The following is a 25,278-nucleotide window of genomic DNA, read 5'->3' as shown; positions in this document are numbered from 1 at the left end:
AGGTCCGTACCGGGGTGATCTGCTGTCAGGCCGCGTTGTCGTCCGGCGTCCTGGACGGCATGGAGCGAGGCCGACTGCCGTCGTCGACGGGTGCGTCAGGCTTTCCGAGAGGGCAGAAGCTTCCGGGCCAGCCGCCGCACCGGTGCCGGGAGGCGTCGGGCCAGCCGCCGCGGTGCCGTCGTGGTCTGCGGCCGTATCGTCGGCGTCGCCAGGACCGCCGCGTCATCGGTGAGGTTCCAGTACTTCGCGGACTTCTCACCCTTGCGCGGATACTGCTCGTTCGGACGGCGCGGCACGACCTCGGGGCGCTCCCAGGCGACGTCCCGCCGCACCACGCGCGCCGGTGCCCCGACCGCGACGCAGTTGTTGGGAATGGACGAGGTCACGATGGAACGAAAGCCGATCACCGAGCCGTTGCCAATGGTGGCGCCGCCCATCACGACCGCGTGCTTCGCGATCCAGACGTGCTCGCCCACGACGATCGACTGGGACGGGTTCATGCGCTTCTCGGTGCGCACGTCGAAAATCGGGTGGGTGTCGTCGCCGCGCACCTCGATGTTCTTGGCGAACATCACGTCGTCACCGATCGTCACCGATACGCCTTCGACGGCGGAGACGAAGGTGCGACCCGCACAGCCCACATTCTCGCCGATCCATATTCGGGACTCATGCCCGCAGCGCAATTCGAAGCGGAGACCGGCGCGCTTCTTCGTGGTCGGACCGATCTCGATCTTCCCGTCATTTCCCGCGAAGGTGATGAGAAGGTCTCGTATATCCGCCTCGGGGCTGATCACAAGCGTATTGTTCGACCCCTTGAACCGGATATCGATCTTGTCCTCACGGATTTCTCCGTCGTAGACGATCTCATTTCCCTGATCGTCCTTGTAACGCTCGAGCTTGTGCAGTTGCAGCATCGCTTCCGAGGGTGCGCCCTAGACCGCGTAAGGTCGGACCAGTCCCTCGCACCTCCGTTCCAGCCTTGGGTTCGCTTTTAAGCTATCAGATGACTCTCTTGGTGAAAATTCCTCTGGTAGCCCCGTCGCCGTCCACACCATCGACCGCCGGGCGAAAGTATTTGGCGATCAACCGGTCAGGCGGGGCGCGGCGGTCGCGATTCTCGTACTAAAGAAGGCGGACTCCCACAACGCCACCAATTTGCCACTACATAACGTCTGTACCATTTTGGATTGACAGTGACCCTCCGGGCCGGCCCGGAGGGTCACTGTCGACGCCTAGAACGGCTCGAAGTCGTCGTACTCGCGCTGCGACTCGTCCCGCTCCGCCTGCTTGTCCCGGCGGCGCTGGGCCGCGGGCCGCTCCCCGTCGAAGCGGTGGTCCTCGCCACGCCGACCGAGCATCTCCGCGCCGGCCATGACCGTCGGCTCCCAGTCGAAGACGACCGCGTTCTCCTCGGGGCCGATGGCGACGCCGTCGCCGGCCCGGGCACCCGCCTTCATCAACCGCTCCTCGACGCCGAGGCGGTTGAGCCGGTCGGCGAGGTAGCCGACGGCCTCGTCGTTGTTGAAGTCGGTCTGGCGCACCCAGCGTTCCGGCTTCTCGCCGCGCACCCGGTACAGCGGCTCGCCGTCGATCTCCTCGCGGGTGACCGTGAAGCCCGCGTCGTCCACGGCCTTGGGCCGGATGACGATCCGCGTCGCCTCCTCCTTCGGCTGGGCGGCACGCGCCTGGCCGACCAGATCGCCGAGCGCGAACGACAGCTCGCGCAGCCCGATGTGGGCGACGGCCGACACCTCGAAGACGCGGTAGCCGCGCGCCTCCAGGTCGGGGCGGACCATCTCGGCGAGGTCCTTGCCGTCCGGCACGTCGACCTTGTTCAGGACGACGATCCGGGGGCGGTTGTCGAGGCCGCCGTACTGCCGCAGCTCCTCCTCGATGACGTCGAGGTCGGAGGTCGGGTCGCGGTCGGACTCCAGGGTCGCGGTGTCCAGCACGTGCACCAGCACGCTGCACCGCTCCACGTGCCGCAGGAACTCCAGGCCCAGGCCCCTGCCCTGGCTGGCGCCCGGGATCAGACCCGGCACGTCGGCGATGGTGTAGACGGTCGAACCGGCCGTCACCACACCCAGGTTGGGCACGAGGGTGGTGAACGGGTAGTCCGCGATCTTCGGCTTGGCCGCGCTGAGCACGGAGATCAGCGAGGACTTGCCCGCGCTCGGGTAGCCCACCAGGGCCACGTCGGCGACGGTCTTCAGCTCGAGGACGATGTCCTGGAGGTCACCGGGCTCGCCGAGCAGCGCGAAGCCGGGCGCCTTGCGTCGTGCGCTCGCCAGCGAGGCGTTGCCGAGGCCGCCCCGGCCGCCCTGCGCGGCGATGTACGAGGTGCCGTGGCCGACCAGGTCGGCGAGCACGTTGCCGGCCTTGTCCAGCACCACCGTGCCGTCCGGCACCGGCAGGATCAGGTCCTGGCCGTCCTTGCCGGAGCGGTTGCCGCCCTCGCCGGGCTTGCCGTTGGTGGCCTTGCGGTGCGGGGAGTGGTGGTACTCGAGCAGCGTGGTGACCGACTGGTCCACGGTCAGGATGATGTCACCGCCACGGCCGCCGTTGCCGCCGTCCGGGCCGCCGAGCGGCTTGAACTTCTCCCGGTGGACGGAGGCACAGCCGTGGCCTCCGTTACCTGCGGCGACATGCAGATCGACGCGGTCCACGAAGGTCGTCATGGTTTGTGCCTCCAGAAAGTACGGGTGTTTCTCTCTTAACACGCGAAAGGCGGACCCGCCTTCCCGACCGGGAAGTGAGGTCCGCCTCGCGAAAGCGTTCGGTGCTGAATCAGGTGATTCAGGCGACCGGAACGATGTTCACGACCTTGCGGCCACGGTGGGTGCCGAACGCCACCGCACCGGCCTGCAGCGCGAACAGCGTGTCGTCGCCGCCACGGCCGACACCGGCGCCGGGGTGGAAGTGGGTGCCGCGCTGGCGAACCAGGATCTCACCGGCGTTCACGACCTGACCGCCGAAGCGCTTCACGCCGAGCCGCTGGGCATTGGAGTCGCGACCGTTCCGGGTGGACGATGCGCCCTTCTTGTGTGCCATGTCTCCTCAGTCCTTACTTCGCAGCCGCGGGGATCGCGGTGACCTTGATCGCCGTGTACTGCTGGCGGTGGCCCTGGCGACGACGGTAGCCGGTCTTGTTCTTGTAGCGCAGAATGTCGATCTTCTGGCCCTTGTGGTGGTCCACGACCTCGGCCTGGACCTTGATGCCGGCCAGCACCCACGGGTCGCTGGTGACAGCGTCGCCGTCGACAACGAGCAGGGTCGAGAGCTCGACCGTGTCGCCAACATTGGCGGTGGAAATCTTGTCAACCTCAACGATGTCGCCGACAGCAACCTTGTGCTGGCGACCACCGCTGCGCACGATGGCGTACACGCGGATCTCTCTTTCGCTCGAACTCACGGCACCCCCGCAGGCCAGCCGTCCAGGAACGACACGAACGACCTCTCCCGGCCAACCCTGTGCCCGGGAGGAAGAGGTTTACGGGGATGTGGCGTGCTCAGTGGACACGCCGACGGTCAAGGTTACGGGGCGGTGGCCGAGGGGGTCAAACCGGGCCGCGCCCCGCGGCTGTGCAGCCCGTCACACGAACGGCTCCGCAGGTGGCGGGCACCGCAGAAGCCGTCCGGTGAGGGGCCGGCTGCCGGTCCGGCGGGTGAGCGGTGGTCGTCGTACGGACCGGGTGCTCACCCGCCGGGAGGGTTCAGCTCTCGTCGGCGGCCGTGGAGACCGTGGTGGTCTTCTTCGCCGTCGACTTGGCGGCGGCCGTCTTGACGGTCTTGGCCGCCTTCTTGGCCGTCGTCTTCTTGGCGGCCGTCTTCTTGACCGCGGTCTTCTTGGTGGCCGCCTTCTTCGCCGTGGCCTTCTTGGCCGCCTTGCGGGCGGTCTTCTTGGCCGGCGCGGCCTCCTCGACCGTCTCCTCGGCGGCGGGCGCCTCGGCGGCAGCCTCCTCGGACGCGACCGACGGGACGACCGTGACGGCCGTCTCCTCGGACGTGGTCGGCGCGGTGGTCTTGCGCACGACGCGACGGCGCGGGCGGGCCGGGGCCGCGCTCTCGGCGGGCTCCTCCGCGACCGGGGCCGCGGCCTCCGGCTCGGGCTGCGCCACCGGCGCCTCGACCACCGGCGCGGTCTCCGCGACGGTCACCACGGCCGCCTCGGCCCCCGCCGGGGAACCGGCCGGCGCCGACACCTTCCGGGTGGCCCGACGCCGCGTACGGCCCTTGGGCGCGACCTCCTCGACAGCGGCCTGAACAGCCGCGGCCGGCTCCTCGACGGCGACCGGGACGGTCTCGACCGACGCCGCCGTGACGGCCTGAGCCGTCACCGCCTCGGCGGTCTCGGCCACCGGAGCGGCCTCGGCGACCTCGGCTGCCTCGGCGACGGCCTTGTCCGACCCCCGCGCGGCCTTGCGGCTCTCCGCCTTCGGCGCACCGGCCGGCGCCGAGGCCCGGCGGCTCGCACGGCGCCGCGAACGGCCACGGCCGGCCGCCGCCTCCGCCTCGGCGACGCTGCTGTACAGCTCCTCGTCGGGCGCGAAGTCCGGCGCGGGCAGCGCGAGAGGCTCGGCGACCTCAGCGGTCACCTCGGCGACCGTCTCGGCCTCGGGCTCGACGGCCTCGCCGGTCTCCACGGCCACGGCGGCCGTCTCGTGCTCGTGCTCGTGCACATGCCCGTCACCGCCACGGCCGCGCTTCTTGCGCTTGCCGCCGCCACCGCCGCCCACGGCGGCCGGCTGCTCCATGTGGACGATGACGCCACGGCCGTTGCAGTGCACGCAGGTCTCGGAGAAGGACTCCAGCAGACCCTGGCCGACCCGCTTGCGGGTCATCTGCACGAGGCCCAGCGAGGTCACCTCGGCCACCTGGTGCTTCGTACGGTCGCGGCCCAGGCACTCCAGCAGGCGGCGCAGCACCAGATCGCGGTTGGACTCCAGGACCATGTCGATGAAGTCGATGACGATGATGCCGCCGAGGTCGCGCAGCCGCAGCTGGCGCACGATCTCCTCGGCCGCCTCCAGGTTGTTCCTGGTGACGGTCTCCTCGAGGTTGCCGCCCTGACCGGTGAACTTGCCGGTGTTGACGTCGACGACGACCATCGCCTCGGTCCGGTCGATCACCAGCGAACCGCCGCTGGGCAGCCAGACCTTGCGGTCCAGCGCCTTGGCGAGCTGCTCGTCGATCCGGTAGGTGGCGAAGACGTCGACCTCGGAGGTCCACTTCGACAGCCGGTCGGCCAGGTCCGGGGCCACGTGCGAGACGTATCCGTGGATCGTCTCCCAGGCGTCGTCACCGCTGACGACGACCTTGGAGAAGTCCTCGTTGAAGATGTCGCGCACGACGCGGACGGTCATGTCCGGCTCGCCGTACAGCAGAGTCGGCGCGTTGCCGCTCTTCGACTTCTTCTGGATCTCCTCCCACTGCGCCTGGAGCCGCTCGACGTCACGGCGCAGCTCGTCCTCGCTCGCGCCCTCGGCGGCGGTGCGCACGATGACGCCCGCGTCCTCGGGGACGATCTTCTTGAGGATGGTCTTCAGCCGGGCCCGCTCGGTGTCGGGCAGCTTGCGGCTGATGCCGGTCATCGAGCCCTCGGGGACGTACACGAGGTAGCGGCCCGGCAGCGAGACCTGGCTGGTCAGACGCGCGCCCTTGTGCCCGATCGGGTCCTTCGTCACCTGGACGAGCACGGACTGGCCGGACTTGAGCGCCGACTCGATGCGGCGGGGACCGCTGGCGAGCCCCAGCGCCTCGAAGTTGACCTCACCGGCGTAGAGGACGGCGTTGCGGCCCTTGCCGATGTCGATGAAGGCGGCCTCCATCGACGGCAGCACGTTCTGCACCTTGCCGAGGTAGACGTTGCCGACGTACGAGGTCGCCTGCTCCTTGTTGACGTAGTGCTCGACGAGCACGTCGTCCTCGAGCACGCCGATCTGTGTGCGCTCGCCGTGCTGACGCACGACCATCACACGCTCGACGGCCTCGCGGCGGGCCAGGAACTCGGCCTCGGTGATGATCGGGACGCGCCGGCGGCCCTGCTCGCGGCCTTCCCGGCGGCGCTGCTTCTTCGCCTCCAGGCGGGTCGAGCCCTTGATGGACTGCACCTCGTCGGACGGCTCGCTGGGCTTGCGGGGCTCGCGGACCTTGACGACCGTGCGCTCCGGGTCGCCCTCGCCGGGCTCGGTGTCGACGGAGGTGTCACCGGCGCGGCGGCGACGACGCCGACGACGGCGGCTGGAGGCGGAGCCACCGGCCTCGTCACGGGCCTCCTCGGCGTCCTCGTCCTCCTGCTCGACGGTGTCCTCGGTGTCCTGCGCGGCCTGCTCGGCGGCCAGCTCGTCGGCCTCGGCGTCCACGCCCTCACCGGCTTCGCCGTCGACGGCGTCACCCCGGCGACGACGACGGCCGCCCCGGCGGCGACGACGACGGGAGCCGGACTCCTCCGAGCCCTCGGCCTCCTCGCCCTCCTCGCCCTCGGCGAGGTTCTCGGCGCCTTCCTCGTCCTCCTCCGGTTCCTCGGCCTCGACGGCCTCGACGGCCTGCGGCTCCTCGGCGGCAGCGCCCCGGCGGCGACGGCGACGGCGGGAGCCGCTCTCGGCACGCTCCTCGGCGTACGCCTCGGTCTCCTCGGCCTCCTCGGGCTCCTCCGCCTCGGCGGCCTCCGCGGCGGCCTCGGCAGCGGCCCGCTGCACGGTCTGGAACTTCGGCTCGGCGAACACCGGCGCCTGGAACACGGCCACGGCGGGGCGGGCCGGCCGGCGCGGCGTCTCGGCCTCGTCGTCCTCGGCCGACGCGGCGGCGGGCTGCGACGGCGCGGAGAAGGTCGCGGACTGGCGCGCCACCCGGCGACGACGTCGCGGCGCGGCGGCCTCGGCGGGCGCCTCGGCAGCGGGGGCCTGCGGGGCCTGAGCGGTCTCGGCGGCTTCCGGGATCTCGGTCACAGCGGTCTGCTCCTCGGCCTCGGCGGTCGCGGGGGTCGCGGCGGCCGAAGCGGTCTCGGCGGCCTCGTGGGCGCCGGCGGGCGCGGAGACGCGGCGCGTGGCGCGGCGGCGGGTACGACGCGGCGCGGCCTCTTCGGCGAACTCGGCAGCCTCGGCGGCCACGGGCTCCGCCACGACCTCGACCACGGGCGTGGCCTCGGCGGCAGCCGGTACGACGGTTTCGGTGGCCTCGGCGGCAGCCGGGGCGCCGGCGGGCGCGGACGCACGGCGGGTGGCCCGGCGACGCGTACGACCGGCCGGTGCGGCGGCCTCCGCCTCGGCGGCGGGCGCGACGTCGGCGACGGCCGGAGCCTCCACGGCGGGGGCGGCCTCGGTGGCTTCCTCGGCGACGGGGGCCACCGCGGCGGGCGCGGTCTCCGGGGCCTCGACGGCCTTCGGAGCACCGGCCGGTGCGGAGGCGCGGCGGGTGGCGCGGCGGCGCGGGCGGCTCGGGGCCGCGGCCTCGGCGACGACCTCGGCCTCGGCCTGCACGGCAGCCGCCTGCGGCTGCTCCGCCGTCTCCTCGGTCTCCTCCTCGGCGTCCTCGGCCTCCTCGGCCTTCACCGGGACCTCGGCCTCGGCCGAGACCTGAGCCGGAGCTCCGGTGGGCGCGGTAGCGCGGCGGGTGGCCCGGCGGCGGGTACGGCGGGGAGCGGCTTCCTCGGAGGCCTCGGTGGTCTCGGCAGCGCCGCCGGTCGCGGACTCGGCAGCCTCGGCCTGAACAGCCTCGGTGATTTCGACGACTGCGGCCGCAACGACCGTCTCAGCGGTCTCGGCCGGCGCGGGCGCCCCGGTCGGCGCCGTCGCGCGGCGGGTGGCCCGGCGGCGGGTACGGCCGGCGGGTGTTGGCTCCTCTGCGGCGGGTGCCGTCACGGCCCCGGCCTGGGTCTTCTCCCCGGCCTCCGCGGCCACTGCGCTCTCGTCCACCGCGGCGGCCGGTATGGCCGGCGCGGTGACCTCGGCGGACGCCTTGGGCCCGACGGGCGGACCCGCCGGGCGAGAGGCGGCACGGCGACGCCTGCGCGGCGGCAGGGTGTCGCTGGGAGTGTTGAGTTCGGAACCCTCGTTGGGTTCGGTCGGCTCGAGCATGCGGGCGTTTCTCCCGTCAGGCTCCCGGGCGCCGCGCCTGGTCCGGCGTCGGTCTCGATGGACCGTCCGCCGTTGACGTCCGCGGCCCGCGCGATGCGCGGTGGCCGCCGTCCGGGGCGCGGGCGCCACACGGGAGCACTCTGTGTCCTGTCTCGCCGGTTCCGTACGCCTTGTCGGTACGGCCTGGCGAAAGTCTTCTGGTCGGTGCGCTGCCCGACCCAGGTGGCTCCCGAGTACGAGGGCTGCGCTACGACGCCCGTCCTTACGCGGAACCTTCCGGCGTCGGCGCCGTCGCGGCGGCGGCCGGTACGGCCGTCTGGGCCTCGGCAGCCTCGCGGTCGGGCGCGAGCGGGTCGGTCACCGTGCCGGTCTCTTCATCGAGCAGCCCCTGCGCCAGCCTGGTCACCGCTGCGGGGACCGGCGGCGCCAGGTCGGCCACGGCGCGGAGACCGGACAGGACGTCGTCGGGTCGTACGGCAGGCGTCACGTGCCGAACAACCAGCCGCAGTATCGCACAGGGCTGGTCGGTCGGCCTATCAGCAGGGGAACTGTGCGTCTCCAGCCGGACGACGGCGGAGCGGGCGTCGAAGGTACGGACGCCGTTCTTGGTCATGCGCTGGACCTCGACGGTGTCGGCCTCGGTGAAGGCCTCGACCGCGCGCTCGGCGTCGACCGGGTCGACACCCTCCAGCCGCAGCTCCCATTCGGAGGCCGTGAGCCGGTCGGCGAGTCCCGAGATCCGTGCCTCGACCGCGTCGACGACGTCGAGCCCGGTGGGCAGCGACTCGTCGAGGAGGGCGCGCAGGGCCTCGGGATCGCGCGACGCGGTCAGCGCGATCTCCAGGTACTCCGCCTCACTGCCGGTGCCGGTGGGTGCGGCATTGGCGTACGACACCTTCGGGTGCGGCGTGAACCCGGCCGAGTACGCCATGGGCACCTCGGCACGGCGCAGCGCACGCTCGAAGGCGCGCTGGAAGTCTCGGTGGCTGGTGAACCGGAGGCGGCCGCGCTTGGTGTAGCGCAGTCGGATGCGCTGCACCGCGGGTGCGGGCGGCGGGCCTTCGGGCTGTCGCTTGCCCAGTGTCCTAGTCCTTCGTGAGAGCGGTCGTACTGCTACCAAGAGTACGTGTCTCGCGCCCCGAGGGTTCCCGCCGGTCCACGGCGACCGGCTGCCGGGGCTCGCCGAAGAGCACCTTGCGGAAGTCGGCGCGGGCCTGCCGCACGGTCTCGCGGGCGGCGGCCAGCGTCTGCCGGGCGATCCGTCCCGCACCGCGCGCGGCCTCGGCCGCGGGGCGCAGGACGTGCTCCCGCAGGACGTGTCCGACGGGGGTGAGGACCGTGCGGTACGCCCAGCGCAGCGGCTCCACGAAGATCCGCCGGAAGAGGGTCGCGAGGACCCGTCCGACGGCGCGCGAGATCCGCCCGGCGACCCGCCAGGCGTGCCCGAGGGCGTCCACGATCTCCCGGGCCACGACGACGAGGGCCCGCCCGAGGGGCACGAGGACCCAGCGCCACAGGGCGAGGGCGGGCAGGACGAGGACGACGCGCGCCGTCCAGTACAGAACCGCGCCCATCGCGGCGACGACGGCGCCCGCGAGCCAGGCCACGGCCCGCCCGACCGGCACGAGGACCCAGCGCCACAGGGCGAGGGCGGGCAGGACGAGGACGACGCGCGCCGTCCAGTACAGAACCGCACCGATCGCGGCGACGACGGCGCCCGCGAGCCAGGCCACGGCCCGCCCGAGGGGGGCGAGGACCCGGTCGTACAGCCACCGCGCGGGGACGACGAGCAGGTACCGCGCCAGCCCGGCCAGGGCGGCGTGCACGCCCCGAACGGCGGCGGCGAGCAGGAAGCCGATTCCCTTGAACAGCCAGGCGATCCCCCGGCCGACCGGTGCGAGCACGCGCGCGTACAGCCATTCCAGACCGGCCCCGATCCCGCGCGCGACCCGGGCGAGGGCGTGGCCGAGCGGGGTCAGTACGTACGTGTACAGCCACCGGGGCGGTACGACGACGAGGACGTACCCGAGCCATCGCAGCGCCTTCCCGAGCGGCACGAGGACGTACCGCCACAGCATGACGAACGGCCGGACGAAGACCGCCCACCCGGCCCACAGCAGCGCGCGCCCCACCGGCCGCAGCACGGTGTCCGTCAGGAACCGGCCGGCGACGACCAGCGCGTCCCACACCATCCGCACCGGCACCACCAGCACGAGGACGACGATCCGCACCGGGACGCGGATGGCGACGGCGAGACACCCTTCCGGGTACTGCTGCTCGGGCGTGGGCTTTGGAAGGTCCATACCGACTCAGACGCGCCCCACGCGCGCATGGATGCGCACCTTCGCATTGCGACGCGGTCACGTCATGCTGGTCAGCCTCGTTCAGCCCGGCCGATCGATCGCATCTTCCGTCGTGGCCTCGGGAGTTACTCGTCGTCCGCCGGCGGGAGGTCCTGCTCGGTCCAGATGGTCTTGCCGGTCGGCGTGTAGCGCGTGCCCCACTGATGGGTCATCTGGGCGATGATGAACAGGCCCCGGCCGCCCTCGTCGTCGCTCGCGGCGTGCCGCAGGTTGGGTGTGGTGTGGCCGGTGTCGGAGACCTCGCAGATCAGGGCCCGGTCGCGGATCAGGCGTACCTGGATCGGGCCGCCGACGTAGCGGATGACGTTGGTGACCAGTTCGCTGACGATGAGCTCGGTGGTGAACGCCAGGTCGTCCAGCCCCCAGTCGCCGAGCTGCTTGCTGACGGCGGTGCGGATGGTGCCCACCGCCGCCGGGTCCGGGAGCAGCGCCCACTCGGCGAACCGGGTCCGGTCGAGCAGACGTGTGCGGACCACGAGCAGCGTCGCGTCCACGTCCACCGGCCCGGGAAGCAGGGTGGCCACCGCGCAGTCGCAGAGCTCCTCCAGGGAGCTCTCCGCGCAGGCGAGGACCTCGGACATCTTCGCGAGCCCGGCGTCGCGGCCGTCGGCCGCCTGGAGGAGGCCGCTGGTGAACAGGGCGACGAGAGTGCCCGGCGCGAGCTTCAGCTCCATGCACTGGTAGGGCACGCCGCCGAACCCCAGCGGGGGTCCGGCGGGCAGCTCCGGGTAGTCGACGGCACGCGTGTACGGGGCGACGACCGCCAGTCCCGGCTCTCCGGCCCGCGCCACACTGCACAACCCGGAGACGGGGTCGTACACCGCGTACAGGCAGGTCACGCCCAGAGCCGCGTCGGCGTGCGGTCTCACATGGCCCGGACCGTGGACGGGCCCGCCCTCCTGCATGGTCTGCTCGACCAGGTCGTTCAGGCGGGACAGCAGCTCGTCCGGGCTCAGGTCCAGCCGGGCCAGGACACGCACGCCCGTGCGCAGGCGTCCCATGGTGGCCGCGGCGCGCATGCCGTGCCCGAGCACGTCCCCGACGACCAGGCCGACCCGGGTCCCGGAGAGCGGGATGACGTCGTACCAGTCGCCGCCCACCCCGGACCCGCTGTCGGCGGGCAGATAGCGGCTCGCCGAGTCGACGGCGACGTGCGTGGGCAGGCTGCGCGGCAGCAGGCTCCGCTGGAGTTTGAGGGCCACGTTGTGGCCACGGGTGACCACCGGCATCAGCACGAGGCCGATCAGCAGGGCGCCCAGGCCCAGGACGGTGACCCCGCCGGTCTCTCCGATCAGCGGGAGGTCGACGAAGGTGGCGCCGTAGCGGGGATCCGCGTAGACGACGAAGGCGGCGTAGCAGAACAGCACGAGCATGGTCAGTCCGCCGAGCCCCGGCAGCACGCCCTTGCAGATCAGGTCCTTCGGGCTGCGGGTGAGGACTTTGCGGTGGTACCAGACGCAGGCGAAGCCGGTCAGTCCGTACTGGAACGCGATCGCGAGACCGACCGAGTCGATCGAGTCGGCCAGGATGTTCATGCTGAACGTCGTCAGCAGGAGCAGCAGGGCGATCGCGGCCGCGCCCATGCCGAGGGTCGCCCAGGTCGGGGTGAGGAACCTGCGGTGGATCCGGGCGAACCGGGCGGGGACGGCCTTGTGGACCGCCATCGAGAAGACGGTCCTGGCCAGGGGCAGGATCGTGGTCTGCGCGGAGGCCAGCGCGGAGGTCAGCACCATCAGGATCAGCAGGCGCGTCAGGAGGACCCCCGCGCCGTCGCCGCCGAACACGGCCGCGCCGAGCCCGGCGAACACGTCGTCCTCGTTGGCCACGTTGCCGAGCCCCAGTCCCGTGGTGCCTACTCCCGTGAAGGACTGCGCCGCGGTGGACACCAGCGCGTACATGAACAGGAGGAGCACCGTGGAGAAAACGGCGGCGCGCCCGGGGATGCGGGTGCTGTCGATGGTCTCCTCGTTGACCGAGAACGCGGTGTCCCAGCCCCAGTAGATGAAGACCCCCGCGAGGATGCCCGAGGTCAGGGCGCTCGTCGAGGGCACCTCGAAGGGGTTGAACCAGGAGGCGGAGACGTGGATCGCCGTCGCGGGAGGATCGGTGTAGACCCGGACCAGCGCGGCGACGGCGAGCACGAGCAGCATCGCCACTTCCAGGCACAGCAGCCAGCGCTGGACGGCCGTGGAGACCTCGATGCCGACGTAGGAGATGGCGGTCACCACGGCGATCCAGACGACGCCCAGCACGGTCGTCCACAGTCGGTCCTCCGCCAGTCCGATCTGCCCCACCAGCCGATAGCCGTAGACGGCGGCGATCTCGGCGAGGCTCGCCATGACGATGACGTTGGCGACGATCAGCCCCCAGCCGCCCATCCAGCCGGTGCGTGGTCCGAAGGCGCGGGTGGCCCAGGTGAAGGTGGTCCCGCAGTCGGCGTTGCTCGCGTTGAGCTCCCGGAAGGCGTAGGCCACCAGGAGCATCGGGACGAACGCCAGCATGATGACGATCGGCGCCTGCAGTCCGACTCCGGCCACGACGATGCCCAGCGTGGCGGCGAGGCTGTACGCCGGGCCGGTGGAGGCGAGGCCCATGACGACCGAGGAGAACAGGCCCAGGACGTCTCTCTTGAGCCCCTTGCGGCCGGGACCTGTGCCCGATGCGGGGCGACCCGCCGACACGGCACCGCCGAAGAGCCTCACACTTGATTCCAACGCCGGGCCGCCGTCCTTCGCAACAGCGCGAGGTCGGGCCGCCGTCTGTGACCACGCGTCCGGCGCGGGAGTCGGCCAGGTGCGGTTCCTGGGCGGCCGGGGCCGCTCGTCCCCGGCCGGGGCGGGTGGCGCTCCGGCCGAACCGTCTCACCCGCGCGCGGGCCTTTCCCGGACACCGGCTGCCGATCGAGGTCGCTCAGGACGCCAGGACGCTGATTCCGTCCCCGAGCAGTTTGAGCCCGAGGACGAAGAACAGAGCGGCCATGACGGCGGCGTTGTGCTGTGCCGCCCAGTCCCGCCAGTCGGCAAGGACGCTCTTGGCCCGTCCGCCCATGCACAGGTAGACGGCCAGCGGCGCGAGGACTCCCAGCGATGCGATGACCACAAACACCGCGAGTGTCCCGATCTGTTGCGGCACGGAGATTCCGGCTGAGCTGATCGAGGCGCCGGCGGCGATGGTCAGGGGCGCGTTCTTGGCGTTGGCGGCGGAGAGCAGCAGCCCGAGCCCGAGCACCTTGGCGGGGGTGAAGCGGTCGATCGCCGCCATCCACTTCGGCAGATGCGCCTGCGAGGCGTCGCGGGGACGTCCCCGCCACTGCCGGACGGCGAACAGGACGAGCAGTACTCCCAGTACGAGCTTCAGAACTCCCACCCAGGTGGCCGGGTGTTTGTGCGCCGACGCGCCGCCGGGGCCGCCCACGGCCAGCATGATCGTGCCGAGGATCGCCAGGCCCAGGATCCATCCGATGACGAACAGGCTGCCGTTCAGGCGCCCTTGTGGGGTGGCCAGGACAAGGATGAGGGCCACGATGGGGAGCGGGCTGATCGCGACACCGGCCGCCAGGCCGAGTACATCACCGACGGCGTGTCCCATGGTGGCCTCCTCGCGGCTGGGGAGATCGCGTGCGCCGGTGAGCCGTCTCGGTGCCGGCCATGGGGCCGGCCCGTCAACCGGCGCCCTGCTCGATGCGCAGATGGATCGGCCCGCGAAGCACGGGGCTGGGCCGGTACGGCGGCGGGTCGGCGACCAGCCTGGGGCGGTCGAGCCGGCGTACCAGCTCGCCCAGCGCGATTTGGGTCTCCCGGCGCGCCAGCGGGCCGCCGAAGCACAGGTGGATGCCGCTGCCGAACCCGAGGTGCTGGTTGTCACGCCGATCCGGGTCGAAGCGGTCGGGATCGTGGAAACGGTCCGGATCGCGGCTGCCCGAGGCCAGCATCAGCATGATCCGCGAGCCCTTGGGGATGACGGTGTCGCCGACGGTGATCTCGCTGTAGGCCGCCCGCCAGGGAACGATGTGCACGGGGGGCTCGTAGCGCAGCAGTTCCTCGACCAGCGGCACGACGAGGTCCGGTTCGTCGCGCAGTCGCTGGAGCACCTGCGGGTGGCGCAGCAGCGTCAGCATGCCGTTGGTGATGAGGTTGACGGTGGTCTCGTGGCCGGCGATGAGCAGCAGGTTGGCGGTGGAGACGATCTCGTCGTCGGTCATCCGCCCGTCGGGCCCGTCGTCGTTGGCCAGCCGTGACAACAGGTCGTCGCCCGGCCTGCCGTGGCGTTGCTCCACCAGCCCGCCGAGGTACTGGCGCAGGTCCTTGCGGGCCTGTACGCCCTTGTCCAGTTTCTCCTTCGGGTCGGTCTTGGGGTCGTAGTCGATCGCATTGATGATGTCGTTCACCCACAGGTGGAAACGCGGTTCGTCCTCGCGCGGCACGCCGAGCAGGTGGCAGATCACCGTCACGGGGAACGGGTAGGCGAAGTCGTCGACGATGTCGATCTGCTCCTTGCCCGCGAGGTCGTCGATCAGGCCGCTGACTATGCCGGCCAGGTCGGGTTCCATGCCGGTCACCAGCCCCGGGGTGTGCGGGGGGCCGAAGTGACGCATCGCCATGCGCCGTAGGCGGTCGTGCTCGGGCGGGTCGAGGTTGATGAACGCCGGTGTGGCCTGGTCCTCGGCTCCGGCCGTCGGACTCGAGAGGTTGCGGGTGTCCGAGCTCAGCTGCGGGTTGTGCAACAGGTCCGTGATCTCGCGGTAGGTGCTGACGACATAGCTGCCGTCCTCCTGCCGGGCCACCGGTGTCCTGCGCAGTTCGGCGTACAGCGGGTACGGGTCGGCCCGGGAGGAGTAGTCGAGGATCCGGCGGAGCATGTCGGGCGTCTCGGTCGTGGTCATCCCGCTTCCCTCCTAGCGATGCTGATGCGCGGCCGTGACCCGCCGCTCACCCGGGTCGTGTCCGGTGACGACCACGGTGGCGCCCTGGGCGAGCAGGGTGGGGCCCGGGAAGTCGACGGGCACCGGTTTCATGTCGACGGGCTGGTCGGGTGTGGGGCACGGCGGCGGGAAGGGCGCGGCCGTCTCGATCAGCCGCCGGTAGTGGTCCAGCCACTTCGCGTTGTTGAAGCTGACCGCCGCGGTGACCCGGCCCCGATAGCCGTATGCGGCGACGAAGCGGCGGTCGGACACCGATCCCTGGGTGACGACCACCTCGTCGGCGAAGGTCGGCACGCCGACGGACTTGATGTTGACGCCGAACTGGATCGACCAGAACAGCGGGATGGACAGGTGGGGCCAGCGGTCCGCCTGAGGGCTGACCATGTTGTGCGCCGCGACCTCGGCCTGCTCCACGGCGTTGGCCCAGTGCTCCAGCGAGATGAGCCGGTACTCGTAGATCGGGTTCGGGCAGCGTGCCACGTCTCCGGCGACGAAGACGTCGTCGGTGATCAGGCCGTTGAGGTCGAGGGCGCGGCAGCCCGTGTCGCATGCGATTCCCCACATGCCCGCCGCCAGTCCCGAGTCTCGCAGCCACTCGGTGTTGCGGATGCCCCCGAGTGCCACCACCGCCACGTCGGCGTCGATCGTGCTGCCGTCGTCGAAGTGAGCACGGCGAAGCCGTCCCTGCGCGTCGCCCTCAAGCCGGGTGACCTTGACGCCACAGCGCAGGTCGACGCCGTGGGCGCGCTGCATGTCCGCCGCGACCTCGCCGATCATGGCGCCGAGCGCCCCGACCAGCGGGGACGGCGCGAGTTCGGCGACGGTCACCGGGATGTCCCGTTCACGGCAGATGGAGGCGATCTCGGAGCCGGTGAATCCCGCGCCGATGACCAGGACGCGGGAGGGCCCGGCGGCGAGGGCTCGCTGCAGTCCCTCGGCGTGCTCGCGCGTACGCACGACGAACACCCCGTCCAGGGCCGCCTCGCTCTCGACGAACCACGGCCGGGCCCGGACCCCGGTGGAGATCAGCACCCGGTCGAAGGGAACCTCGCGTCCGTCGGCGAGACGGACGCGGTTGGTCGCCAGGTCCAGCCCGGCGGCGGGCACGCCCAGCAGCCACTCCGCGTCGATGTCGCGACGTCGCGGCAGCTTGGTGCCCCCGGCCGGCACCCACCCGGTCAGTACCTGCTTGGACAGGGGAGGCCGGTCGTAGGGCTCGCCCAACTCGTCGCCGATCATGGTCAGCGATCCGGTGAAACCCTCGTCACGCAACGCCTCCGCGGCCCGCAGTCCCGCCAGGGACGCCCCGACGACCACGATGCGGCCATCGCGCTTGAACGCTTGCAGATTCTCGGCGCTGGTCATGACGGCGACGCCCCCACCGGTGCGTCCCGCCCCTCCAGCCGGTCGACCAGAATCGCCTGGACCGGGCAGGCCGCCGCGGCGCGCAGCACCTGGTCGCGCCGGACGTCGTCGGGGTTCGGGTCGTACATCAGCGCTTCCTCGCCGTGCATCCGGAAGGCGTCCGGAGCCAGAAAGGCGCACTGCGCATAGCCTTCACACCGGGAAAGATCAACGACAACTCTCATCCCGACCTCCGCGGGGACTGCAAGGTGCGGCCCCTGAGGCCGGCGCGCTCCTGCGCACGCCACGTGCGAGACAGGCCGGAGGGGAAGGATCCAGCCGTTGCCCACCTCTGCGAGCTACGAGGTGGCGCACTGCGCCTCTCGGGTCTCCGCAGCGAGAACTGATCATCGCGTACGCCGCGACCGACGGCTGCAAAACCGAGTAGAGATCCTGACGTTGCTGCGCAAAAGCCTATCCCTGACATATATCGCCCGCACCCCGGGCGGGGAGGCCCTGCCGGTCGTCGCCGGGCCCGTACCGCCCCCGGAACCCGGAGCCCTCGATCGATCGGCGCAATCCGCTCGCGCCCGAGGTGTGGCCCGGACTTCCGGATGATTCGGTGTCGACAGGAGTCCGGACCCGCGTGAGGTTCGTGAGGTCGCCCATTCGAGGAGGAGAGCCGGCGTGAGCGTGACTCAGGGAGCCCCTCAAAAGGTCATTTCCGCCCATCTGCTGAAAGGCCAGAAGGCACTCGTCACCGGCGCGAACTCGGGCATCGGCAAGGCGACGGCCATCGGCCTGGGGCGCGCCGGAGCCGATGTGGTCGTGAACTACGTCGCCGGGCGTGAGGAGGCCGAGCAGGTGGTCGAGGAGATCTCCGGCTTCGGTGTGCGCGCGGTGGCGTACGAGGCCGATGTGTCCCGGGAGGACCAGGTCGTCGCGATGGTCGAACGGATGGTCCAGGAGTTCGGGACCATCGACATCCTCGTGGCCAACGCCGGGCTGCAGCGCGACGCCGCGTTCACCGAGATGACGACGGCCCAGTGGCAGAAGGTGCTGGACGTCAACCTCACCGGCCAGTTCCTGTGCGCGCGGGAGGCGACGAAGGAGTTCTTGAGAAGGGGCGTCGTCCCCGAGGTGTCGCGAGCCGCCGGCAAGATCATCTGCATGAGTTCGGTGCACCAGCTCATCCCCTGGGCCGGTCACGTCAACTACGCGGCCTCGAAGGGCGGCGTGCAGATGATGATGGAGACGCTCGCGCAGGAGCTCGCGCCCCACCGCATCAGGGTGAACGCGATCGCTCCGGGAGCCATCAGGACGCCCATCAATCGCAGCGCCTGGGACACCGCCGATGCGGAGAAGGAGCTGTTGAAGCTGATTCCCTACGGGCGCGTCGGTGATCCGGAGGACATCGCCCACGCGGCCGTCGGGCTCGCCTCGGACCTCATGGACTACGTGGTGGGCACCACGCTCTACGTGGACGGCGGCATGACCCTCTTTCCTGGATTCGCCACCGGCGGCTGAACCGCGGGCGGTTGAGGACCGAGGAATCTCCTCGTCCCGCCCGGTTCCGCCGTCCGGAGGCCGACCGCCCCGGGCGACGGAACCCTGGCTCTCAGTCGCGCTGCTCGTCGAGAGCGTCGTCCAGAGTGGTGGCGGCCATGATCAGCGACAGATGCGTGAAAGCCTGCGGGAAGTTGCCCAACTGCTCGCCGCTGGGGCCTATCTCCTCGGCGAACAGGCCGACGTGGTTGGCATAGGTCTGCATCTTCTCGAAGGCGTAACGCGCCGGACGGACCCGCCCGGCGCGGGCAAGGGCGTCCACGTAGAGGAAGGTGCAGAGACTGAACGTGCCTTCGGAGCCCTGCAGACCGTCCGGGGAGGCCGCGGGGTCGTAGCGGTAGACGAGGCTGTCCGACACCAGCGTGCGGTCCATCGCGTCCAGGGTCGACAGCCAGCTCTCCGTTCTGGGCGCCAGGAACCCGACGCGCGGAATCAGCAGCAGCGACGCGTCGAGGACATCGCTTCCGTAGTGCTGGACGAGGGCCTTCTCCTTGTCGTTCCAGCCGCGCTCCATCACCTGCTCGAGGATCGCGTCGCGAGCCGCGGTCCAACGAGGAGCGTCGGCGGGACGGCTGTGCTCTCTCGCCAGGCGCAGCCCCCGGTCGAAGGCCACCCACTCCATCACCCGGCTGAAGGTGAAGTCCTGGCGCCCGCCACGGGTCTCCCAGACGCCCTCGTCCGGGCGGTCCCAGGAATCGGCGAGCCAGTCCAGCGTCCGCGCGACGTTCTTCCAGCCGTGGTAGCTGCCCCCCAAGGCGACGTCACGCCCCTCCGACAAGCCGTAGAGCGCCTCCCCGTAGATGTCCAGCTGAAGCTGGTCGGCCGCCGCGTTCCCCGCCCGCACCGGATACGAACCCCGATAGCCCTCGAAGTGCGAGAGAACCTCTTCCCGCAGCTCTGGGTCCCCGTCGACGCGGTACATGATCTGCAGCGGCTCGCCGTCGACGCCCTCACGGGCCTGCAGGCGGTCGCCCAGCCAGTGCGTGAACTGCGCCGCCTCCTCGGCGAACCCCAGGTCGAGCAGGGCGCGCACGGACAGGGAGCCGTCCCGGACCCAGGTGTAGCGGTAGTCCCAGTTGCGCTCACCCCCGATCTGCTCGGGCAGGCCCATGGTGGCGGCGGCGACGGGGGCGCCGGTGGGCGCATAGGTGAGGAGTTTGAGCGTGATGGCCGAGCGGTGCACCACACCCGGCCACCGGCCGCGGTACCGGGAGGAGCGCACCCAGCGCTGCCAGAATTCCACGACGTCCCAGAAGCGCTCCATCGCGCTGTCCATGGTGATCGGCGGCGGAGTGTCGCCCTCGGGTCCGCCGATGGTGAACGCCGCCGCGGCCATCTCACCGGAACTCAAGGTGACCTCGCCCCGCACATCCTCGCCGTCCCGCCGCAGGGGAAAGGTGCTCTGCAGCCAGGCGGTGACGTCCGGCGCCCGGAACGTGGCGGTGCCGTCCCGCAGGTCGAGACGGTGGGCGGCACGGCCGTAGTCGAAGCGCGGACGGCACTCCAGAGCGAAGCGCACCGTCCCGCGCACCGCCCGCACGCCGCGCATCAGCACATGCCTGTCCGTGGGGGTTCCGGTGCGATCCGGTGGCATGCAGTCGAAGACCTCGCCGACGCCGTCCGGCGACATGAACCGCGTGACCAGGACCGCGGTGTCGGGATAGTAGAGCTGCTTGCAGGTGGTGTTCCGGTCTTCCGGCGCGAACAGGAAGTAGCCGCCGCGGTCGTGGTCGAGCAGGGCGGCGAAGACACTGGGCGAGTCGAACCGGGGCGCCGCGAACCAGTCGACGACCCCCTCGGACGAGATCAGAGCGGCGGTCTGCAGGTCGCCGACCAGTCCGTGATCGGCGATGGGCGGGTAACGGTCCATGATCATCTCGCTTCCCTGATACCGCTGACACCCCCGACACCACTGGTTCCACTGTCCGCCCCGTGCGACGGACCTGCCACGGAACGCGGAACGAGAGGCGACGAGGGGCCGCCGTCAGGAGGTGAGGACGCGGACGCCGTACCCGGTCAGGTTCTCGCAGCCGGCGACGGCGCGGGATTCTTCACATACCGGCCATGCCGCCACCGGTGAGACCCGGAGCCAGCTCCGGTACCCAGAAGACGGCGACGGCCAGAGCGATCGAGGCGACACCCACGACACGGGCCACCAGGTGGCCGGCCGGAGCGAGCTTCTCGGTGGCGATCACGGCGGCCAGTGCCACCATGGCCCACAGGTTCATCAGACCGAACACCGCCAAGAGCAGCATGAGTGACCAGCAGCAGCCCAGGCAGAAGGCACCGTGATGGGCTCCGGCACGCAGATCGCGAAAGGTCCGCGGGTACGAGGCGTAGCGCAGCATCAGCCCGACCGGCGAGCGGCACCTCGCCAGACAGCGGTCTTTGAGGGGCGTGAGCTGGTAGACGCCACTGACCGCGAACGCGGCCGCGGCCACCGCGCTCCCCGCCTCGGCGGGAAGGGTTGCCGCCCGGCCCAGGCCCGCGGCCAGCGCGTACGCCGGCAGCCCGGCGGTGACCCAGACGAGCAGGTAGGCGACAGTGAAGACGACCATGCGCCGGGACCGGTGCACGGTGATGGTGCGTGCGTACAGCGCGGCGACGGGCGCCGTGGAGGGCAGCATCATCGCGGCCATCATCAGCGTCCACGCGACCAGGAAAGCGGGCAGTCCCAGGCCCATGGTGCCGGTCGTCGCCCCCATGCCTCCCCGGTGCGTCACCACCCAGGTCCAGGCGACGGCCGCGGCGACCAGCAGCAGCCCGGCAGGGAGCGCCCCGCGGCGGCCGGTGACCGCCCCGTCGGTCACGCGGACCATGTGAAGGGCGCCGAGTGACCGTTGCCGCCGGTGAAGTCCCAGGACCGGCCGTACACTCCGTCGCCCGTCGCCCGGGTGGACCGGGCGACCGTCAGCCTGCTGTTCGCAGGATGGAACATGCCGGTCAGGCCCATCACCGGACCGTCCTCGCCGAACTGCGGGGCGACCTGGTCCTCGATCTCGATGTCGATGGCGTCGCCGACCCGCACGGCGTGGCGGCGGCCGTCGTCGCGGTAGTCGATGGGGACCCGCTCCACGCCGAGGACCTCGCCGATGAGCGGAGTGAACGCCGCCATCGGGCCGCCGGCCTGGCCGGAGAAGACCTCGCCCAGCGCCTCCGCCTGACCGTCGTCGGCCGAGGCGTCGACGTAGAGCGCGACCTGCCAGCCGCCCTCGGCCATCACCCGCGGTGCGTCGATGAAGACGGCGACGTTGCGGTCGGAGACGTCCACGCCGTCCACGGTCCCGCTGTCCACGTGGAACGCGAAGGTCACTTGGCAGCGCTCGTGGTCGGCCGGTGCGGTGAGGCCCGAGGTGGTGCAGGGGCACACCGCGTCACAGTTGCAGCTCTCCAGGTACGTGCCGCTCATATTCCAGGGCATTCGTCCTCCCTGCTTCACGCCCCCCTGGACGTTCTGGGTACCTCAGGAGGGTCCATTCCGTCCCGAAGTCACTTTTTCCAGGCTATTCCCGACAGTCCCTGTCGCGCAGACGCACGGCCGCGCACACGCCGGCCCTCGCCCGCGCCGCGGGAGCCACGCTCGGCATCCTCGGCCGCCGCGGACGCCGCGACCCGCTCGCCTCGGCCGGCCCGGTGCCCCGCCGTGTCGCCGCCCTCCTCGCCCCGCCCCTGCACGGCACCCGCTCCTTTCCGCCGCGACCGCCGTCGTCCTTGCCGCCGCGACACTCGCCACCGCCGAAGCCGTCCACGATCTCCACCTGCTGCTGAGAACTGTTGGCGCTTCGTAGGGGCCCAGCCGTATCAGTGCCTCTTCCACGCCGGGTCCCTGACGGCATCCCGGCAGGCCGTGCCCCACGGTTCTCCGCCGGAACGGCAATCCAAAAGGGCGCCGCCCGCGTAACCAATTACGGCTGGAACCTGGGATACGTCCCTGGTCGGCTGGTCCCGTGCGGCGGGGATCGTGGATGCGAGACGCGCTCCTCGAACGCGCGGGGCGCCGCCCGCGACCGTGCCGCCCCCTCGCGGCCGCGGTCATTCATTTCGTGTCGCCACGACCGCGTCGGGCCGGCCACACGAGCTGACGCGGCAGAAGGAAAAGTGCATCATGCGAGTAAAAGGCGCTCGGCGTCTCGTCGCGACGTCAGCCGCCATCCTGATGGCCGGCGGCGCTGCGATCGGCGCAGCAGGCACAGCTGCAGCAGCCCCCGTCGTGCACACCCACGTGCCCACCAACCGGTGGTGCTTCGGCGACGACTGGCGCTGCTCCGACAACGGCGGGTTCCGCTTCGGCGACCGCTTCGACCACGGCGGGTTCCGCTTCAACGACCGCTTCGACCACGGCGGATTCCGCTTCAACGACCGCTTCAACGACCGTTTTGGCAACGGCGGGTTCCGCTTCGGCGACCGCTTCGGCGACGGAGTCGTGATCGTCGTGCGCTAGTAGCGATCGCCCTCGGATCACCAGGGGGCGCGCCCATTGCGGGCGCGCCCCTTTGTGGTGCCGGACCCACTCAACAACCAAAACCTCGGATCCAGGGCATCAGACGCAAGCAAAGTCCGACGATCACCTCATGCCGGGCTTTTCGCCCAGTCGACGAGCCGGGCCCACCAGCCACTCCTCGACAGTTCCGCGCGCGCACCCCCGCGCCCCTCGGACTCACACATGCACCGCTGAGCCGTCGGCACACCCATGAGTACTTGATCAACATGCCTCCCGCAGCCCTCATAGGTCACCTTCCGGCACGACCGGCAGATAGCACGTTGGCACACGATTCCCCTCCGTCAACTCTTCATTAAAAATCCGCTATATTCACAACATCACCACATGAGACTCCATGAATTTCACCACTTCCATAAGCAGCCGACTCGCGCCGGCAAGGAAACGCGACCATGAAGTCGAATCACGATCCGAGCGACCCCGTCACCGGCCATAAATATCCGGACATGAGAGGCAGACGCCACATATCCGTCGCATGGAATATCTCACCAAGTAGCGTCAAGTGGCCCGTTTGGAAAAATACCCTGAGGTTGCTCCGGAGACCGAAAAAGTGATTCCATCGCGCCGGTCGCGAATACAGACACAACACCTTTCGTCGCTGCCCGTCACCGCGTTGCCTTTCAGATCGTCGACCTTGCGCGGAGAGGGCAGGCATCGAGAACGGCAACCGCTCTCCCCGAACGGGTGGTGCGCCGGTTCAGGAGGGAGCAACGTGAGTTGCTCACACGCCGCAGGTTGCCCCCTTTTCCCCCACCTCAGGGCGAGCTTGCAAGGTTGGCGCGACCACTACTGCGACAGCGAGGATCGATGGCTCGGCTGTGCGCGCTACCGGGTGTCACTCACCGGCGAGCGCGTGCCGATCAGCCTGCTGCCCAACGGAGCCCGCGCGCGCTACCTCGAAGAGGAAGCCGAGGCGGGCCGGTCCGGTGCCACCGACCCGGGGAGGGTGTCCGGGCAGGCCCCGCCGCCACGGCCCGCTCCGTCGTCACCGGAGACCGCGCCCTGGTCCCAGCCGGCACCGGCCCGGCCGTATGAGGAGTCAGAACCCGGAACCGCGAGGCCGGAGGCCATGGCCCGGTTCGGGGCGGCATCTCCACCGATTTCGGTCTGGCCTGACCAACCGTCACCGTCACCCCAGATTCCGCGGCCTTCAGACGGGCTCGCTCGACACGCGCGGCAGGCACCCAGCGCGAAGCGCGGCTGGCGGGCTCGACTCGCCGACTGGATGAGAGGACCCGCATGAGTACCTACTGGCCCTGGTGGGCGGGCGCTGCCGGGCTCGCCCTGGTGACCATCACCTACACCCTCGCCACCGATCGGTCCTTCGGGGTGTCGGCCGCGTGGGATCGCGTGCTGCACTGGCGCCGCGAACGCCGCCTCGAGCGGATGGACGAGGAGTTCACCGACGATCAAGCTCTCGCCCAGGCGCTCGCCGCGGCTACAGCCGAGCACTTCGGCACTGGTACTGGCACAGGCACCGGCGCTCCCACCGTGCCGCAGGTTCCGTACGGGAACTCGCAGCCGCTCGAAGCGGACGCCGAACCGGCGGCGAGTGAGCGCCCCGCGGCCACGAGCCTGCGCCCGGCCCCGCTGGTCACCCAGGCCGCCCTGCTGATATCGATCTTCCTCGGCGGGCTCATCGCCGCGGTCACCTCCGGGCGGTTCCGTCTCCGCTCCGACATGGGCCCGGGTTTCCGGGACGTGGTCACCGCCAACCCGACCGCCATGATCGCCGTGCTGTTCGTGGGCGGCGTGCTGGTCGGCTTCGGCACCCGGCTGGCCGGTGGGTGCAGCTCCGGCCACGGACTCAGCGGCTGCGGCCGTCTGCGCCCGGTCAGCATCGTCGCGACCGCCGTGTTCTTCGGCACCGCCGTCGCGGTGTCGTTCCTCCTGTGGAAGGTGATCTGATGCGTACCCGAGGCGCGGTTCTGCTGGCCAACATCATCACCGGGCTGGCCCTGGGGTTCACCGTCACCAACATCGGCTTCGGCGACTACACCGAGCTGAACCGCATGTTCACCTTCCAGGACCTGCGCATGTTCTTCGCCTTCGGCGGCGCTGTGGTGATCATCGTGTGCGTGTTCGCTCTGCTGCGGGTCCGCCGCACCCCGGGGCGTATCCACGCGGGCGTGATCCCGGGCGCCGTGTTGTTCGGGACGGGCTGGGCGATCTCAGGTGGATGCCCCGCGATCCCGATCATCCAGGTCGCCAGCGGATACCTGCCCGCGCTGGTCACCATCTTCGGTGTCATCGTCGGTATCCGGCTGTGCCGCTGGGCCAACGCCCGTTACTTCCACCTCGACCGCGGCTCCTGCGGACTGTAACCAACGACGCCAAGGGGCCCAGCCCCTCCCCGCTCGCATACGGCAGCCCGGACGTCCCACGTGACAGTGGCGACCGGGCTGCCGTCATCAGCCCCGGAAGATGCCTGGCCGCAACTGGCGATGCGCTCAGCTCGGCAGAAGCGACGACGCCGACAGCGACGCTACGGATCCGCGTCACGGGAACTTC

General features: G+C 70.9%; 19 protein-coding genes. 4 read left to right on the top strand and 15 right to left on the bottom strand.

Features of this window, described 5'->3' with window-relative positions:
* Nucleotides 1-95: 95 nt before the first annotated feature.
* From ACWD5D_RS03805 to ACWD5D_RS03750, 12 genes are all read right to left on the bottom strand, one after another.
* Complete coding sequence (locus tag ACWD5D_RS03805) at nt 96-914, bottom strand: acyltransferase (RefSeq protein WP_451371164.1); 819 nt, start codon at nt 912-914, stop codon at nt 96-98.
* Between the two features lie 318 nt (nt 915-1,232).
* Entirely contained in the window at nt 1,233-2,678 is a 1,446-nt protein-coding gene (gene obgE / locus ACWD5D_RS03800) for a GTPase ObgE (protein WP_451371163.1), read from the bottom strand.
* A 118-nt stretch (nt 2,679-2,796) separates the two neighbouring features.
* Entirely contained in the window at nt 2,797-3,051 is a 255-nt protein-coding gene (gene rpmA / locus ACWD5D_RS03795; RefSeq protein ID WP_171107435.1) for a 50S ribosomal protein L27, read from the bottom strand.
* A gap of 13 nt (nt 3,052-3,064) precedes the next feature.
* On the bottom strand, nt 3,065-3,385 hold the full coding sequence (gene rplU / locus ACWD5D_RS03790; RefSeq protein WP_235453765.1) for a 50S ribosomal protein L21: 321 nt from the start codon (nt 3,383-3,385) through the stop codon (nt 3,065-3,067).
* A gap of 328 nt (nt 3,386-3,713) precedes the next feature.
* Complete coding sequence (locus tag ACWD5D_RS03785; protein WP_451371162.1) at nt 3,714-8,075, bottom strand: Rne/Rng family ribonuclease; 4,362 nt, start codon at nt 8,073-8,075, stop codon at nt 3,714-3,716.
* Between the two features lie 262 nt (nt 8,076-8,337).
* Complete coding sequence (locus ACWD5D_RS03780; RefSeq protein WP_451371161.1) at nt 8,338-9,114, bottom strand: TIGR03936 family radical SAM-associated protein; 777 nt, start codon at nt 9,112-9,114, stop codon at nt 8,338-8,340.
* Nucleotides 9,115-9,160: 46 nt separating this feature from the next.
* Entirely contained in the window at nt 9,161-10,378 is a 1,218-nt protein-coding gene (locus ACWD5D_RS03775; protein ID WP_451371160.1) for a hypothetical protein, read from the bottom strand.
* A 125-nt stretch (nt 10,379-10,503) separates the two neighbouring features.
* On the bottom strand, nt 10,504-13,140 hold the full coding sequence (locus ACWD5D_RS03770) for an amino acid permease (protein WP_451371159.1): 2,637 nt from the start codon (nt 13,138-13,140) through the stop codon (nt 10,504-10,506).
* Between the two features lie 208 nt (nt 13,141-13,348).
* The gene (locus tag ACWD5D_RS03765; protein ID WP_451371158.1) at nt 13,349-14,026 is read right to left on the bottom strand and encodes a GAP family protein; all 678 of its coding nucleotides are present in this window, start codon (nt 14,024-14,026) and stop codon (nt 13,349-13,351) included.
* A gap of 73 nt (nt 14,027-14,099) precedes the next feature.
* The gene (locus ACWD5D_RS03760; RefSeq protein ID WP_451371157.1) at nt 14,100-15,320 is read right to left on the bottom strand and encodes a cytochrome P450; all 1,221 of its coding nucleotides are present in this window, start codon (nt 15,318-15,320) and stop codon (nt 14,100-14,102) included.
* A gap of 12 nt (nt 15,321-15,332) precedes the next feature.
* Nucleotides 15,333-16,724, bottom strand: coding sequence for an NAD(P)/FAD-dependent oxidoreductase (locus ACWD5D_RS03755; protein ID WP_451371156.1), 1,392 nt, complete (start codon nt 16,722-16,724; stop codon nt 15,333-15,335).
* The gene (locus ACWD5D_RS03750; RefSeq protein ID WP_451371155.1) at nt 16,721-16,948 is read right to left on the bottom strand and encodes a ferredoxin; all 228 of its coding nucleotides are present in this window, start codon (nt 16,946-16,948) and stop codon (nt 16,721-16,723) included. Before ACWD5D_RS03750 ends, ACWD5D_RS03755 begins: the two co-directional genes overlap by 4 nt.
* Before the next feature lie 442 nt (nt 16,949-17,390).
* Between ACWD5D_RS03750 and ACWD5D_RS03745 the strand changes: the two genes are divergently transcribed.
* Entirely contained in the window at nt 17,391-18,230 is an 840-nt protein-coding gene (locus ACWD5D_RS03745; RefSeq protein ID WP_451371154.1) for an SDR family oxidoreductase, read from the top strand.
* Nucleotides 18,231-18,321: 91 nt separating this feature from the next.
* Here the strand turns inward: ACWD5D_RS03745 and ACWD5D_RS03740 are convergent, their stop codons facing one another.
* The 3 genes from ACWD5D_RS03740 to ACWD5D_RS03730 form a co-directional block, all read right to left on the bottom strand.
* A complete protein-coding gene (locus tag ACWD5D_RS03740) occupies nt 18,322-20,139 on the bottom strand; it encodes a glycoside hydrolase family 15 protein (protein WP_451371568.1) in 1,818 nt (605 codons plus the stop codon).
* Between the two features lie 181 nt (nt 20,140-20,320).
* Nucleotides 20,321-21,088 (bottom strand): DUF2182 domain-containing protein, encoded by a 768-nt coding sequence (locus ACWD5D_RS03735; protein ID WP_451371153.1) that lies wholly within the window; start codon nt 21,086-21,088, stop codon nt 20,321-20,323.
* The gene (locus tag ACWD5D_RS03730) at nt 21,076-21,690 is read right to left on the bottom strand and encodes a DUF1326 domain-containing protein (RefSeq protein WP_451371152.1); all 615 of its coding nucleotides are present in this window, start codon (nt 21,688-21,690) and stop codon (nt 21,076-21,078) included. The genes ACWD5D_RS03735 and ACWD5D_RS03730 overlap by 13 nt, the downstream gene beginning before the upstream one ends.
* Nucleotides 21,691-22,479: 789 nt before the next feature.
* On the opposite strand from ACWD5D_RS03730, the gene ACWD5D_RS03725 reads away from it, so the two are divergent.
* From ACWD5D_RS03725 to ACWD5D_RS03715, 3 genes are all read left to right on the top strand, one after another.
* Nucleotides 22,480-22,710 carry a hypothetical protein gene (locus ACWD5D_RS03725; RefSeq protein ID WP_451371151.1) on the top strand — a complete coding sequence of 77 codons (231 nt, stop codon included), beginning with the start codon at nt 22,480-22,482 and terminating at the stop codon, nt 22,708-22,710.
* A gap of 1,296 nt (nt 22,711-24,006) precedes the next feature.
* Nucleotides 24,007-24,675 (top strand): YeeE/YedE family protein, encoded by a 669-nt coding sequence (locus ACWD5D_RS03720; RefSeq protein ID WP_451371150.1) that lies wholly within the window; start codon nt 24,007-24,009, stop codon nt 24,673-24,675.
* On the top strand, nt 24,675-25,091 hold the full coding sequence (locus ACWD5D_RS03715; protein WP_451371149.1) for a YeeE/YedE thiosulfate transporter family protein: 417 nt from the start codon (nt 24,675-24,677) through the stop codon (nt 25,089-25,091). The genes ACWD5D_RS03720 and ACWD5D_RS03715 overlap by 1 nt, the downstream gene beginning before the upstream one ends.
* Nucleotides 25,092-25,278: the final 187 nt, after the last annotated feature.

The sequence above is a fragment of the Streptomyces sp. NPDC002520 genome (assembly GCF_053595235.1).
Note: the sequence above shows the minus strand (reverse complement) of the source record. Positions and strands in the feature narration are given on the sequence as shown.